Annotated in this window: 12 protein-coding genes and 1 pseudogene; 9 read left to right on the plus strand and 4 right to left on the minus strand. The window is 40.4% G+C overall.

Annotated features, from left to right (window positions below; genetic code table 11):
* The first annotated feature begins 21 nt into the window (after positions 1-21).
* Together M2353_RS05300 and M2353_RS05305 are read left to right on the plus strand one after the other, a co-directional pair.
* A complete protein-coding gene (locus M2353_RS05300; RefSeq protein WP_284725076.1) occupies positions 22-966 on the plus strand; it encodes a siderophore ABC transporter substrate-binding protein in 945 nt (314 codons plus the stop codon).
* Positions 967-1105: 139 nt separating this feature from the next.
* Complete coding sequence (locus tag M2353_RS05305; protein WP_007499147.1) at positions 1106-2062, plus strand: LCP family protein; 957 nt, start codon at positions 1106-1108, stop codon at positions 2060-2062.
* Positions 2063-2294: 232 nt separating this feature from the next.
* On the opposite strand, the gene M2353_RS05310 is transcribed toward M2353_RS05305, so the two are convergent.
* A complete protein-coding gene (locus tag M2353_RS05310) occupies positions 2295-2729 on the minus strand; it encodes a hypothetical protein (protein ID WP_035392499.1) in 435 nt (144 codons plus the stop codon).
* A gap of 85 nt (positions 2730-2814) precedes the next feature.
* A complete protein-coding gene (locus M2353_RS05315; protein WP_017360224.1) occupies positions 2815-3177 on the minus strand; it encodes a YhjD family protein in 363 nt (120 codons plus the stop codon).
* A 158-nt stretch (positions 3178-3335) separates the two neighbouring features.
* Here M2353_RS05315 and M2353_RS05320 point away from each other — a divergent pair, with 158 nt between their 5' ends.
* Positions 3336-3953: a TVP38/TMEM64 family protein gene (locus M2353_RS05320; RefSeq protein ID WP_148944869.1), complete on the plus strand. Its 618-nt coding sequence runs from the start codon at positions 3336-3338 to the stop codon at positions 3951-3953.
* Positions 3953-4465, plus strand: a complete 513-nt coding sequence (gene lepB / locus M2353_RS05325; protein ID WP_007499139.1) for a signal peptidase I — start codon at positions 3953-3955, stop codon at positions 4463-4465. Before M2353_RS05320 ends, lepB begins: the two co-directional genes overlap by 1 nt.
* 239 nt (positions 4466-4704) lie before the next feature.
* Here the strand turns inward: lepB and M2353_RS05330 are convergent, their stop codons facing one another.
* Positions 4705-5847, minus strand: coding sequence for an AbrB family transcriptional regulator (locus M2353_RS05330; RefSeq protein ID WP_007499137.1), 1143 nt, complete (start codon positions 5845-5847; stop codon positions 4705-4707).
* Between the two features lie 276 nt (positions 5848-6123).
* Between M2353_RS05330 and M2353_RS05335 the strand changes: the two genes are divergently transcribed.
* The 3 genes from M2353_RS05335 to M2353_RS05345 are packed head-to-tail and all read left to right on the plus strand — an operon-like array spanning position 6124 to position 7846.
* Positions 6124-6546, plus strand: a complete 423-nt coding sequence (locus M2353_RS05335) for a BlaI/MecI/CopY family transcriptional regulator (RefSeq protein WP_007499135.1) — start codon at positions 6124-6126, stop codon at positions 6544-6546.
* Entirely contained in the window at positions 6539-7378 is an 840-nt protein-coding gene (locus tag M2353_RS05340; RefSeq protein WP_284725077.1) for a M56 family metallopeptidase, read from the plus strand. Before M2353_RS05335 ends, M2353_RS05340 begins: the two co-directional genes overlap by 8 nt.
* Before the next feature lie 57 nt (positions 7379-7435).
* Positions 7436-7846 (plus strand): DoxX family protein, encoded by a 411-nt coding sequence (locus tag M2353_RS05345; RefSeq protein ID WP_008348626.1) that lies wholly within the window; start codon positions 7436-7438, stop codon positions 7844-7846.
* A 191-nt stretch (positions 7847-8037) separates the two neighbouring features.
* Here M2353_RS05345 and M2353_RS05350 read toward each other — a convergent pair.
* Positions 8038-8483 (minus strand): annotated as a pseudogene (locus M2353_RS05350) (ferritin-like domain-containing protein).
* 166 nt (positions 8484-8649) lie between these two features.
* Here M2353_RS05350 and addB point away from each other — a divergent pair.
* Together addB and addA are read left to right on the plus strand one after the other, a co-directional pair.
* Positions 8650-12159, plus strand: coding sequence for a helicase-exonuclease AddAB subunit AddB (addB, locus tag M2353_RS05355; protein ID WP_284725078.1), 3510 nt, complete (start codon positions 8650-8652; stop codon positions 12157-12159).
* Complete coding sequence (gene addA, locus M2353_RS05360) at positions 12137-15841, plus strand: helicase-exonuclease AddAB subunit AddA (RefSeq protein ID WP_284725079.1); 3705 nt, start codon at positions 12137-12139, stop codon at positions 15839-15841. The genes addB and addA overlap by 23 nt, the downstream gene beginning before the upstream one ends.
* Positions 15842-15863 lie beyond the last annotated feature (22 nt).

Consider the following 15863-nt stretch of genomic DNA (forward strand, 5'->3'; position numbering starts at 1 on the left):
AAAATGAAGAGGTGATCAATCATGAAAAAATGGATTTGGATGATAACAGTACTAACAGCGATTGCTGTCCTTGCTGCCTGTGGTAACCAAGGAAAAACAGAGGGAACGAATGAGGAAACCGTAACAGTAAAGGATATGTTGAATAAAGACGGTGTGAACGTCAAGAAAAACCCGAAAAAAGTCGTCGTCTTTGATATGGGAAGTCTCGATACACTTGATAAGCTTGGTGTCAACGTGACAGCCTTACCAAAACAAGTGATTCCTCACTATTTATCTAAATATGAAAGTGACAAATATGAAAATGTCGGCGGGTTAAAAGAACCAAACTTTGAGAAAATTGCAGAGATGAAGCCTGACTTGATCATTATTCAGCACCGTCAAGCAGATGCATTTGATGAATTTTCTAAAATTGCTCCGACGATTTATATGGATGTAGATAACGCAAACTATATGGATTCATTTAAAAAGAATGCTGAAACATTAGGAAAGATTTTCGATAAAGAAGCCCAAGTGAAAAAAGAACTTTCTGCCATTGACCAAAAAGTGGCTTCATTAAAGAAACAAGCCAAAGAGTTAAAGAAAAATGGACTCGTCATCATGGCGAACGACAGCAAAATGACGGCATTTGGTCCTAAGTCAAGATATGGTCTGATCCATGATGTATTTGGGATCACACCAGCAGATCAAAAGCTAGAGCCATCTGATAAACATGGACAAAGCATTTCGTATGAGTATATGGTCAAAACGAATCCAGATTACTTATTTGTCGTGGATCGCGGCGCGGCGATTGGAGAAGAAACGTCTGCGAAACAGCTTGTTGAAAATGATTATGTGAAATCAGTCAAAGCGGTTAAAAACAATCATGTGGTGTATTTAAACTCTGACATGTGGTATTTAGCAGGCGGCGGCCTTGAATCATTGAATGCGATGATTGATGAAGTGAAAAAAGGAATTGAACAAAAGTAATGGATGAAAAGCTGCTCATTTTGAGCAGCTTTTTTATTGTGGATACATAAAAATATGTTGCGTGCAGGCAACTTTCATCAAAATATGTTATAGTGGAACCTACATTGTGAGACTAAGATAGAGTGAGGGTTCGGAAAGGATGAAGGAGAAAACAAGATCAAAAAGAAGGCTAAGACCTTGGGTGAAAGTCGTGCTGTTTATCATGGCATTTGTCATGATCATGGCAGTATCTGTCACAGGATACGCATACTATAAAATTTCAAAAGCGTCGAATAAAGCGCAAGTATCTTTAGAAAGAGGAGAGACCTCGCAAAAGCGTGTGAAAGCTTTTGATCCAGGAAAGGATAGCTTTTCGGTACTGCTCTTAGGGATTGACAGCCGTCCAGGTGAAACGGTAGACGAAGCAAGAAGTGATGCGGTCTTACTGGCGACGGTGAATCGAACAGACAAAACGATCAAGCTCCTAAGTATTCCTCGTGATTCTTATGTTGATATACCGGGGAGAGGATATGATAAAATTGCTCACGCCCATGCGTTTGGGAGTGCAGATTTATCAGTCAAAACGGTAGAGAATTTGTTAAACATCCCGGTAGACTATGTAATTGCAGGAAACTTTAAGGCGTTTCAAGACATTGTCGATGAGCTAAATGGAATTGACGTAACGATTGAAGATGAAGGCATTGCAAAACAAATGGAAAAGGATTCAAAAGGAAAAGTTCATGTGGAAACAGGCACGCATACGCTCAGTGGTGAAGAAGCATTAGCGTTTGTGAGAACGAGAAAGGCAGATAGTGATCTCATGCGCGGAAAGCGCCAAATGGAAGCACTTCAAGCCATCTTTGAAAAATCCAAATCCATTTCTTCCATACCGTCTTATGACAACATCATTGATACACTTGGGGATAACGTCTCCACCAATTTATCCATGAAGCAGTTGATCGGTCTATTCCCTTTACTGAGTTCATTAAAATCAGTGGATACCATTCAGTTAAAAGGACACGATTACCAGCCTGGGAATGTGTATTACTTTGAGTTAGATGGACCAGGATTAGAAGAAGTGAGACAAGAGCTGAGAAAACAGCTCGAATTGTCATAATGGAGAAAGAGCCTGCCGCTGTGACAGGCTTCAGCGTGTAGACAAACCCTCGCATTCTTTGTCAGTCCTGCGTGCTGGTGCTCACGAATGTGAAATTCGCTCCGCGCCAGTACTCGTCCTTTCTAGACTGCAAAGGTTTTCTATCACGCTGAAAAGAAGACAAAGGGCTAAAATAAAGTTCATTTTAGCCCTTTGTCAACAATCTGGAGCCTGCCACTGTGGCAGGCTTTTTTTAATAATAGAGGGTTGCAGGCATCGTTGGGTACCATACACCATTTAAAGCAAGCGCCCAGCCATACACCTTTTGACCTGATTCAATCTTGTCCTTTACCGAAATGAGCGCTTCGTATGAAAAGACTTGATAAGCCTGTCCGGTTTTTTTTGCGACAATGACCGATAGAATATTGTCATTGAATACACTTGGCTCTTCGTCCGTACTCGTCCAAGCAATTCGATTATAGTAATTCATGTTAAAAGGATTTTCGAGTGCTTTCACTTCAAACTTCACTCGTTTTCCAACGATAGAAACCGTTGTATAGGCTACACTTGTTATTTGTGCAGATGCTGCTGGGGCTTGTTTTCCTGTTTGCAGTGGTTCTAATGCTGACACTGTGCTTGGCACAAGTAATCCTGCTGCTAAGGTGAGTGCTGTTATTTTTTTGAACATGAGTTGGGACCTCCTAATTTTTGGTATAACAATCAATTCGCCAAAAACTGAAGAGTTCCTTCTGTAAATGTAAAATATAACCATATTATTTTCCTGAATGGAGGAAATAATGGGTGAGCATTTCCTCTACACGATGACGTATACGGGGATTAAAATATTTATGCTTTTCTTCATAGCCATTTATCAGAAATAAATATGTCGTAAATCCTTCATCGTGTTCAATTTGCTGTACGTTCATTTTTTCTTTACGTAACTGTTGTTTCAGTTGATAAAGGGCTTTTTGTGCTTCTTTTAATGAAGAAGTGACTAGCTGAATATATGGTTCATTTAGTTTGAATGTTTGATGTTTTTTAAGGTACGTCAAATCACGATTGAGGATGGAGATGACCATTGGAAGAAAGATGGCCTGTTCCATCATCTGAAGCTGTACGCTTGATAATCTCGTCATGTCCATGCCTGCTTTCTTTATTTATAGAACACTTGTTCTTATTTATTATATCGGATGAGTTAAAAAATCTCAAGGGGTGCTGAGAGGGATTCATTTGTATATTTTTATGTTTTCCATGTAAAATGAAAGATAGACAAACCTTGAAGGAGTCAAACAAGTTGCCATTATTTCTTTCTATATTTACTCATGAAAATATCACATCATTTTTTCAAAGCTACAAGGCTTTTGGACCCATTGTGGCTATATTACTCCCTTTAATAGAAGCATTTCTACCGTTTTTACCTCTCGTGGCATTTGCGGTGGCCAATGCAAATGCTTTTGGGCTATGGGAAGGCTTTTTATTGACCTGGATTGGTGCAAGTGCAGGGTCTATCCTTGTCTTTTTACTGATCAGAAAATTTGGACAGATGAGGATGTTGAACTTTATTAGCAGACACCCTTCTATTCAAAAGCTAATGCTTTGGGTTGAAAAGCGGGGATTTGGTCCGTTGTTTATTTTACTCTGCTTTCCTTTTACACCGTCTGCTGCCGTTAATGTCGTAGCAGGTCTATCAAGAATCAGCGTCTGGCAGTTCTCATTAGCCGCTTTATCAGGGAAGTGTGTCATGCTCTTTATTATTAGTTTTATCGGCTATGACATTTCAGCTTTAGTAAAGAATCCGTTAAGAAGTGTTTTTGCGGTTCTAGTCATTGCTTTATTATGGTATGTTGGAAAGAGAGTAGAAAATAGGTTGAATATTCGGATGAGTCAGCGTGAGGACAAAGGAGGCTCTTAATGAAAAAGAAGCCATTGCTATGGTTCATGATTATTACATGCATCGTCTTGTTGTTCCAAGTAAAGAATTTCATGTTTGTCACGTACAAAGTAGAAGGGGTTAGTATGGACCCGACATTTACAGATGGAACAGAATTATTAATTAACAAGTTCTCGCCAAAACTCACGAAAATTAGCCGGTTTGACTATGTGTTATTTCATGGCCCTAAAAATCAAATCTTGATCAAACGGGTCATTGGACTTCCAGGAGAAACAATCAAATATGAAGATGATCAACTGTTTGTTGATGGTGTAAAGTGGAAAGAGCCGTATTTAAAAGAGCAGAAAAAACATAAAATGGGCAACGTCCTAACAGGTGATTTTCAGCTGAAAGCCATCACCGGTCGTCAGAACATACAAAACAATCATTACTTCGTGATCGGAGATAATCGAATACATAGCTTTGACAGCCGGCATTTTGGAACGATCTCAAAGGATCAAGTAGTCGGTGTAAAAAGGAATCATGATGAATAAAAAAGAGCCGCTCTGCTTATGCAAAGCGGCTCAGCGTGTAGACAAACCCTCGCATTCGTTGTCATGTCTGCGCTCCAGTGCTCACGAATGTCAAATTCGCTCCGCTCTGGTGCTCGACCTTCCTAGACTGCAAAGGTTTTCTATCACGCTGAAAAGAAGACAACGGACTAAAATCAACATCATTTTAGCCCGTTGTCAGACCATCTGAAAGCCGCTCTGCTTATGCAAAGCGGCTCTTTTTATTTAGCGGCTTTATAATCAGTCTGTCTTTTTGCCCAGACATGATGTAAGAAACGAAAAAACGGTGGCAGCATGGCGATGACCAAAATAATTCTGACGACTTGTACAGCCACAACAAATGTGGAATCCTCATGAAGTGTAACAGCTGTTGTGGCCATTTCTGCAATACCGCCAGGCGAAAAAGCAAGAATGGCCGTAATGACAGAAATACCTGTTATTTCTGCAATGGCAATTGAACTGAGAACGGTCGCAGCAATCAATCCGGCTGAGCTGACGACGGCCACAATCAAGGTATTTTTTAGCCCGACAAACATTTGTTTATTCATTTTTGACCCGATGGTTGCCCCTAGAAATACTTGTGACGCAATGTTCGCTTGGGCTGGCCAGTAAGGAATCAAATCATGACCTGTCAAGGCGCCTGCCCCTACTTGGAGAGCCGCCACACCTAACATACTGCCGATCAGCCAAGGGGCGGGAAAGTGAAGACGCACGGCTAGGCGTGACATCAGCCATGCCCCTAAAATGAGTGCAGCAGTCCAAGAAATGTTTGATATTGTGAAAACGCCTGATGAGAAGGCGCTGCCTTGGGCGACTACCACATCTGATTGGCTTTTTGTATTTAAATAAAATACCGTAAATGGAATGGTCAGTACGACCATTAACACACGTATCGTTTGTACGAGACTCACTACAGCTGTATTTGCTCCAACCTCTTGGGCGATGCCCGGCATAGCGGAAAGACCGCCGGGGGCAGTGCCGACAAAGCTGGTCAGCATATCTGTTTTACTCAGCTTCCATAAGACAAACCCGGAGAGCATGGCTAATAAAATAGAAAAAACGAGCATGAAACTCACTGGAAGCCAATTTTCAGCGAAAATGTGAAGGACTTTCATGTTCATTTTTTGTCCTAGTTCGATTCCGAGAATGAATTGACCAAGGAGTAGCCATCTGCTGTGAATACGTAAGGTATTCTTTCCTTTACGCTGAAACAGGGCGGGACGGCGCAGGGCAATAAATGCAGCTGTCATTAATGTGCCAATCATCCAGCCGATAGACATCCCTGTTAGAGACAAAAGGAATCCACCTAAACCGCTTACCGCAATCAAAATGAGATCGGTTCGAAGGCTGTTTCCTTGCTTCATCACGTATAAACCTTCTTCCTGTATATTTGTTCAGTAAGTGAAATGTTGTTATCTTCACTATAATACAAAAGTCTCTATAAATAAAATACGAATTTTTTTAGTATTTTCATAAGATTAACTTATGTTTAACTCTGTTAGAAAAAATATTGTTTTTGATATAAATGACATATAATTTTCGCCAAAAACAAATACAATATGCAACGATTTTACCCTATTTTTGTTATCTGTTGACTATCATTTTCAATTACACTACAATGCTTAGTGTGAGGTGATGACATGAAAATTCCTTCTTTTAAATATAACGAAAAGGGATTGAACCGCTTTTTCGGTCCTTTAGAAGGAAGGATTATGGAGATCCTTTATCAAGGTGAGGATATGCCGATTAAAGAGGTACAGCAGAAGCTGTCAGATGAGAAGCCAATTAATTTCAACACGGTCATGACGGTACTCAATCGATTAACCGAAAAAGGAATTGTGGAAAAGAAAACAAAAGGGCGTTCATCTATCTATAACCCTGTTTTAACAAAAGAAGAATTTCTAAATGAGCAAACGAAATGGATTACTCAAGGACTGATGGATGATTTCGGCCCCCTTGCAGTCAATCATATGGTGGACGCAATTGAAAGTGCTGATCCTGAATTACTGAAGGTACTCGAAGCAAGGCTTGCATCCAAAAAAGAGGAGAAACGACATGATTAAAATGAAGTCGAGTCTGCTGTTTTTAGGCGGTATATTGATTGGCTTAGTGATCTTTTACCAGATGGGCTATTATGTACTCTCAAGCTTTTTTGGCTGGAATCAAGCATATAACCTGATCCATGTGTGTCAATCTGTTCTCGAATTTTATGGATTCACTCCTTTAAAGTATTTTCTGGATGCGTTTGTCTTGTATACGCTTGGTTTTGCCGTTTTCTATATGACGAAGCAGGTCAGAAAGTATCTTCATTTCAAAAGAAATATGATGATGGCAGTCGATCAACATTCAACGCAAAGTCGATCAGACAATTATAGAAATGAGATCATTGTGTTTCATTGCCATGAACCGCTTGCTTTCGCAATGGGGATGCTTCGGCCAAAGGTGTATCTCTCAACAGCGCTTATAGACATGCTGGATGAAGGGGAAATCGATGCTGTTGTCTATCACGAATTACATCACAAATACAGCTACGATCCTTTAAAGACTTTCGCTTTCTCTATGCTCACAAAAGTGATTTGGTACATTCCTGTGTTAAAGCATATGAGACAAAGTTACTCCGTTTTTCGTGAAGTCATTGCAGATGACTATGCCATTCAGCAGACAGGGACTGAGCTTGGAGTAGGGCAAGCCCTTTTGAAACTCATTAAAAATAGAACCCAGTTTCAAAAACAAACGAAATTTGCCGTGTCCTTTGGAGACCGAGCATTGAATTTAAGAATCCAAAAAATCTTAAACCCAACATACAACATACCGTTCAATGTACCACTTATCCCAATTGTGACATCAACCATCCTCATGTTGGTCTTAATGATTATGCTCAACTTAAATTACTAATTTTTTTTACGAATGAACATTACATGATGTAGTGTAAAAATGGGAGGAAATCACTATATGAAAACAAATCAAGAAATAGGAACACTTTTTGTACGCGTCATCTTAGGCATTATTTTCTTTTTACATGGGCTTCAAGCATATCAAGGTGGACTAGGAGGTACTGCTGCATTTTTTGGTCAAATTGGTGTCCCAGAATTTATGGCCTATATTGTCAAAACAATTGAACTGGTTGGTGGAATTGCCCTGATTCTAGGTTTAGGCACACGTCTTTTCGCAGCTTTATTTGTGCCAATTATGGCTGTAGCCATTATCACAGTTGGTTTTGCAAGAGGATTTGTGGGCGGTTATGAATTTGAACTTTCTTTAATGGTCATGGCGCTTTACTTGACACTTAGTGGCAGCAAGATGCTATCGATTGATGGATTGTTAAAACAACAGCAACAAAGTAATGAAGCAAAATTTCATTAAATAACAAAAAACTCCTTCTGCGATTTGTAGCAGAGGAGTTTTTTTATGGTCAAAAGGTCGTTTTATCATTAAAAAAGGAAAAGCGAAGAGGCGTTTTGATGATGACAGCCCTTTATTTCACATATTGAATGAGCAAAAAAGCAATTTCATTTTTTGACGGAACATACGATCTCCTATTAAAATAGGGGTAACTAAGAAACATGGTGCGTTAAAAGATATAGAAACCAGACAGCATGCTGCTGTTCATCTTGAGCAATACGCTTCATTAATTCCTTTGTTCCTTGATCACGGACATAGTCTGATACCGTTAAGTAAAAATCGACTGTTTTTTGTTCGTCTTTAAAGGCAAATAAGAGACCTTCCCTAAATTGGTCTGGACAAGGCTCTGTTATGCTTGGTTTGTGGTTTTTACCAGTCAAAGAATAGTATAGCTTTGTAAATAGCTGATAATGTCTGACTTCATCCTGACGTATTTCTTGAATGATTTTTTTCGCTTCAGGATTTTTTGCTTTTTGTGCAAGTTTTTCATAGCATTGGATCGCAGAATATTCGCCATTGATGGCCTTTCAAGGTCTGCAATGATCCTTGTGTTTTGGCGCATGTCATATGGCGAGTAGTCATAATAACCGTAATACATGATATTGCCAGCCTCCTTTTAGATCATGATGGTTTATGATATGAAAAGAGTCGGGAAAGGTGCCTATTTTCTTTTCAATCGGAGGAGAAAGGGCAGGTGATAGGAAAATAGCTATTTACCTTTATTTTCGCTAGAATATGAGTACATAAGAAAGGTGTTGTGGAACGTGGAGATTCAGTTTTTAGCAGGCAGATCGGGGAGTGGAAAAACGACTGCAATTCTAGAAGAAATCAAAGAACAACTTCGGCTTGATCCGCTGGGTCCGCCAATCATTTTTTTAGTCCCGGATCAAATGACATTTTTAATGGAATATGAGCTTGCAAAAACGTCTGAAGCTGGTGGAATGATCAGGGCCAAAGTCTTTAGTTTTACTCGGCTTGCCTGGTCTATATTACAGCAGACTGGCGGTGCGAACCGTCAATTTGTCACAAGCACAGGGATTCAAATGCTCTTAAGAAAAGTAATAGAAGAACAGAAAGACAAGTTTAAGGTATTCAAAAAGGCGAGTGATAAACCGGGATTTGTTGAGCAAATAGAAAAGACGATGGCTGAATTCAAAAGGTACTGTATGATGCCGGAGGATATTGAAAAAATCTCGGCATCCAGCATGCATTCAGAGTATACAGAAGAAAGACGTGCGGCGGAAAAATTGCATGATCTTCATGTTCTTTATCAGCAGATGGAGCAGCATCTGCAAGATGAGTATGTGCACTCAGAGGATTACTTGACACTTCTGGCTCAGCAAATTCCTTTATCAGAAGAATTGAGAGGGGCACACATTTATATAGATGGTTTTTATCAGTTTACCCCCCAGCAGCTTCTTGTCATTGAACAGCTTTTGCTACATGCCGAAAAAATAACAGCTGCATTCACAGTGGATCGTTCCTATCATGACACGCAGCCAAATGAACTTGATTTATTTCGCATGACAGGTAAGACATATTCCCAGCTTTATCAGCTGGCCAAAGAGTGCGGAGCGGCTATTTCTGAGAACATTTTGGAGAGAAATAAGCGGCATCTTCATACCCCAGATCTAGCTTATTTAGAAAATCAATATGAACAGAGACCTTTGCAGCCGTATCAAGAAGAAACGCCTCACCTTACCGTATCGAAAAGTGCAAATAAACGAGCTGAAATTGAGGGAGTAGCGAGAGATATTCTTGATTTAGTAAGAGGTGAAGGTCTTAGGTTACGAGACATCTCAATTGTTGCAAGACATGTAGACGACTATAAAGATACGTTAAAAGAGGTGTTTCGAGATTACGATATTCCTTTCTTTATTGATGGAAATGAATCGATGCAGTATCATCCGCTCATTGAGTTCATTCGTTCGAGCCTCGATGTCATAAAAGGGAACTGGCGGTATGAGGCGGTGTTTCGCTGTGTGAAAACGGAGTTCTTATTTCCGCTTGAACTCGCTAAAAACAAGGCAAGAGAACAGGCGGATCAGCTTGAAAACTATTGTATTGCTTACGGTGTAAAAGGTGAACGCTGGACGAATGGTTCACGATTTCATTATCGTCGCTTCCAATCACTAGATGAAGATTTTGGACAAACCGATCAAGAAATAGAAATGGAGCAAATGCTGAATGATGTAAAAGAATGGATTGTTCCGCCTCTCTTTCAATTGCAAAAAAGATTGAAAAAAGCGCAAAAGCTAAGAGACATGGTGGAGGCAGTGTATGTCTTTCTAGAAGAAGCCCAAGTGCCAGAAAAGCTTGAAAAGGCAAGGCTTGAGGCAGAAGAAGCAGGCAGGTTAGCTGAAGCGATGCAGCATGGGCAAGTGTGGGATGCTGTCGTTCAATTGATGGATGAATTTGTTGAAATGCTGGGCGAGGAGGAGCTCTCATTTCCATTATTTCAACAGATGATAGATACAGGACTGTCCTCTCTCAAGTTCGCTTTGATTCCCCCTTCACTTGATCAAGTGTTTATCGGAAGTATGGATTTATCCAGAATGTATCAAGTAAAGTGTACGTTTGTTATTGGAGTAAATGATGGAGTTATACCTGCACGGCCCTCTGATGAAAGTGTATTGTCTGAAGACGACCGGGAATGGTTAAAACGGGCAGGAGCAGAGCTGGCAGAGACAGGGAAGGAACGGCTGCTGGATGAACAATTTTTGATATATCAAGCGCTGTCCAGTCCATCGCACTACCTGTATTTATCCTATTCAACTTCAGATACGGAAGGGCGGTCTCTTTTACCTTCGACCCTCATCAAGTATTGTGAGGAACTGATGCCAAACCATCAGCAAGCCCTCTATGTGTTAGATCCAGAGCAGTTGGATGATCAGGAGCAATTAAAATTTGTAACAAACGAGCATGTCTCGTTATCCTATACCGTTTCGCAGCTGCAACAATGGCTCAATCAATATCCGATCAGCGGCGTATGGTGGAGTGTATATAATCATTTGATGACCTCGTCCAACCGCGACGTATCAAAAAAAATCATGTCCAGCTTGTTCTTTACAAATAGAGCGAAGCGTTTAAAGCCGAATGTCACAAAAGAACTTTACGGTGACCATATTCAGGGCAGTGTTTCAAGAATGGAGAAATTCAATGCATGTGCATTTTCTCATTTTGCTTCCCACGGGCTAAAACTAAAAGACCGACAATTTTACAAATTAGAAGCACCTGATATCGGCCAGCTCTTTCACTCGGCTTTAAAACTGATTTCAGATACGCTTGTTGAACAAAAAAAGGATTGGAAAAACTTAACGAAGGAAGATTGTGTGACCTACTCAAGGCATGCAATTGAACAGCTGGCTCCACGTCTGCAAAAAGAAATTTTATTAAGCTCTAATCGGCATGCTTATATAAAAGAAAAGCTTCAAAAAATCCTCATCAGGGTGTCTTCTATATTAAGCGAACATGCAAAAGTGAGCGGATTCTCTCCGGTTGGACTTGAGTTAGGTTTTGGAGGTCAAGGACCTCTTCCGCCGTTTACTTTTCAATTAAAAAATGGCTGCACGATGGAGCTTGTTGGAAGGATTGACCGAGTGGATAAAGCAGAAGGGTCAAAAGGACTTCTATTAAGAATTGTCGACTATAAGTCCAGTGAGAAGGGGCTTGATCTAGCAGAAGTTTACTACGGTTTAGCCTTGCAAATGCTCACTTATTTAGACCTAACCATTACGTATTCTAAAGAATGGCTTGGCATGGAAGCGACACCGGCAGGAATTTTATACTTCCATATTCATGACCCGCTGATTCAAGCCCCTATTCCGCTCGCAGAGGATGCAATTGAGCAGGAAATATTGAAGAAATTTAAAATGAAGGGTCTATTGCTCGAAGATGTGGAAGCAGTGAAGTTGATGGATCAAACACTCGAATCAGGAAGATCACAAGTCATCCAAGCTGGTTTGAAAAAGGATGGTTCTTTCCGATCTGACTCTGCGGTATTAAGTGAAGATCATTTTCACATTCTCACAAAACACGTTCGGCGAACCTTTGAAGAGGCAGGAGAAAGAATTACAAGCGGTGAGGTAGAGATAAACCCATATAAATTAAAGGATCAAACCCCTTGCCGCTTTTGCTCCTTTAAGCCTATTTGCCAATTTGATGAATCAATAGAAGATAATGAATTTAGGGTGCTCACCTCTGAGAAGGATGATGTCATGTTAGACCGGATCAAAAAAGAAGGGGATCAGTATGCAAATACCAAAACCGAATAACAGTACTTGGACAGATGACCAATGGAACGCCATCGTTTCAGAAGGACAAGATATTCTTGTTGCTGCGGCGGCAGGGTCAGGGAAAACAGCGGTCTTGGTTGAACGGCTGATTCGAAAAATGACTCGGCCGGAGCAGCCAGTTGATGTGGACAGGCTGCTCGTAGTGACTTTTACCAATGCTTCAGCAGCAGAAATGAAGCACCGGATCACTGAAGCACTTGAAAAAGAACTATCTAAAAACCCTGGTTCCCTTCATATGCGGAGACAGCTGTCACTTATGAATCGTGCCAATATTTCTACCTTGCACTCCTTTTGTTTGCAAGTTCTCCGTACCTTTTATTATGAGATTGACCTTGATCCAGGTTTTCGTTTGGCTGATCAAACAGAAGGAGAATTACTAGGAGATGAAGTGTTAGATGAAGTGTTTGAGGATGAGTATAAGGCTGGAAAGCCGTCATTCTTTGAACTCGTTGATCGTTACACATCTGATCGGCATGATTTAGATCTTCAATGGCTTGTCAAAAGAATTTATGAGTTTTCTAGATCACATCCAGCGCCAGAACAGTGGATGCGGGCATTCCTTTCTCTTTATGATGTGGATACACAGACAAAGGTAGAAGAATTACCCTTTTATCCATATATCAAAGAGGACCTTTCTCTCGTTTTAAGAAGCTGCCAGGAACTGCTGGAACAAGCGCTCGCTTTATCAAAAGAGCCGGGCGGTCCAGCACCGAGAGCAGAGAATTTTATAGATGATTTAGAGCAAGTAAATGAATTAATAAGGCATCAAGATGATTTTGAGACACTTTATAAGCTTCTGCCAAACATCAATTTTAAAAGGTTAAAGACTTGCAAAGGGGATGACTATGACCCAGCTCTGTTAGAAAAAGCAACAGATGCACGCAATCAAGCCAAAAAACAATTAGAAAAGCTAAAAGATGAATACTTTATGCGCAGTCCCGATCAGCATTTAAAAAGCTTGGCTGAAATGAAGCCAGTTGTAGAAACACTTGTAGAGCTTGTGATTCAATATGGAGAGCGTTTCGAAAGAGCAAAACAAGAAAAATCAATCGTAGACTTTTCGGATCTAGAACATTATTGTTTGCGCATTTTAGCGAAGCAGGACGCAGAAGGAAATCTCATTGAAACAGAAGCGGCTAAATACTATCAAAAGCAATTTGAAGAAGTACTCGTGGATGAATACCAGGATACAAATCTTGTCCAAGAAACGATTTTAAAGCTCGTGTCTAAAGGGAAACATCCTGCAGAAGGCAACCGCTTTATGGTTGGTGATGTGAAGCAGTCCATTTATCGCTTTAGACTTGCAGAGCCGATGCTCTTTTTAAATAAATATAAACAATTTAAAGCAGATAACAAAGAAACAGGTAAAAGAATTGATCTAAATAAAAACTTCCGCAGCCGGGCCGATGTATTAGACAGTACCAACTTTCTGTTCAAACAGCTGATGGGAGAAACAGTTGGAGAAATTGAATATGACGAACAAGCTGAATTAAAGCTTGGAGCGAGTTATCCGCAAAGCGAAGATACGACGACAGAAATGCTTCTTGTTCATTTAGATCAGCACGACACAGAAAGCGATGAAGAACGAGAAGAGCTAGAGACGGTACAATTTGAGGCGAGAGTGATTGCAAAGAAAATAAAAGAATTGGTAGAACAGCCTTTTCAAGTGTACGATGCAAAACAGCAGCTGACCCGCAACTTGCAGTATCGAGACATTGTGATCTTGCTTCGCTCAATGCCGTGGGCTCCGCAAATGATGGAAGAGTTGAAGAAGCAGGGAATCCCTGTTTATGCGAATCTTTCCTCAGGCTATTTTGAAGCGACAGAGGTATCTGTCATTCTTTCTTTGTTAAAAGTGATTGATAATCCATATCAAGATATTCCGCTCGCTGCTGTTTTAAGGTCACCTCTTGTTCATTTAGACGAAAATGAGATGGCACTGATTAGAACAAGTGATAAAAAAGGCACTTATTATGACGCTGTGAAGGCATTTATGAGTGTGACACACTCTGATCATCCGACATGCAGAAAGCTGGAGCGATTCTTCCTTCAATTACGCAAATGGCGTGATTTTTCGATTCAGCATTCGGTAGCAGAACTGATTTGGGAAGTGTACCGAGATACACAATATCTAGATTATGTCGGCGGGATGCCAGGAGGTAAGCAAAGACAGGCAAACCTTCGGGCTTTATATGATCGAGCGAAACAGTATGAAAAGGCTGCATTTAGAGGGCTGTTTCGATTTCTTCGATTTATTGAAAGAATGCAAGAGCGTGGAGATGATCTTGGAGCGGCAAAAACGTTCAGTGAAACAGAGGATGTTGTCCGCATGATGACCATTCATAGCAGTAAAGGACTCGAATTCCCTGTTGTATTTACTGCAGGACTTGGCAGAAACTTTAACATGATGGATTTAAACCAGTCCTATTTGCTCGATAAAGAATTAGGATTTGGCAGCAAATATATTCATCCTGAGCTGAGAATTAGTTATGCAACATTACCGCTGATCGCGATGAAAAAAAAGATGAGAAAAGAGTTATTATCTGAAGAACTGAGGGTTCTATATGTGGCGCTCACAAGGGCGAAGGAAAAATTATTTTTAGTCGGCTCTGTCAAAAATCAAGTGAAAGCTTTAAGCAAGTGGCAAAATGCCGCAAACGGAGACGACTGGCTCCTCCCTGATTTTGAACGATATCAAGCGAGAACATACTTAGATTTTATTGGCCCTGCTCTTATCCGTCATCAAGCGATGTCTTCTCTTTTAGAAGAATCGAGAGAAGTCGTTCTCTCGCATCCATCATCATTTTCTATCACTTTTCATCAAGCGTCCGATCTTCTACAAGAAGACATGTCACTTGAAAAACAAAAACAAGACGAAGTGGTACAAGCATTAATGGAAGGTATGCCTGTTCAAGGATATGGCGATTACGAGGAGGAAGTAAAAGAAAGACTTTCATGGCGTTATCCATATTTAGCGGCCTCCCAAGTAGGGACAAAGCAGTCAGTTTCCGAGATCAAAAGAATGAAAGAAATACAGGATGAATACAGTGTGCCTTCTTCCATTCGAAAAGCTCATGCGACACTGTACGAACGACCGGTTTTTATGAAGAAAAAAACACTCACAGCCGCAGAACAAGGGACGGCCATGCATACAGTCATGCAGCATATCCCTCTTCCTTCAAATGAACCATATGATGAATCTCGTGTAGAAGAGCTGCTCCATTCTTTAAAAGAGAAAGACTTACTAACAGATGAACAAATCCAGTCCATCAATCGAGAAGGAATTGTGGCCTTCTTTTCTACTGCTATTGGTCAAAAACTGCGGAAAGCGGACTGGGTGAAACGAGAAGTATCGTTTAGTATGGTTTTACCGGTTAAAGAGGTATACAGCCATATTGATGCAGAAGGTGAACCTGTGCTCATTCAAGGAATGATTGATTGTTTATTTGAAGCAGATGGCAAGCTCTATTTACTTGATTATAAAACAGATCGAGTGACTGGCAGATTCTCAGGTGGATTAGAGGAAGCTGAAGCGATGTTAAAAAAACGCTATGAAACGCAAATATCGTTGTATACAGCAGCGGTAGAACGTTTAACAAACAGAACATTAGAGGAGAAAATCCTTTATTTCTTTGATGGAAATCTAGAAATTTCTTTATAGGTGGAATGAATGAGAGGTGAAT

The organism is Bacillus aerius, assembly GCF_029894105.1.
Classification (GTDB): domain Bacteria; phylum Bacillota; class Bacilli; order Bacillales; family Bacillaceae; genus Bacillus; species Bacillus altitudinis.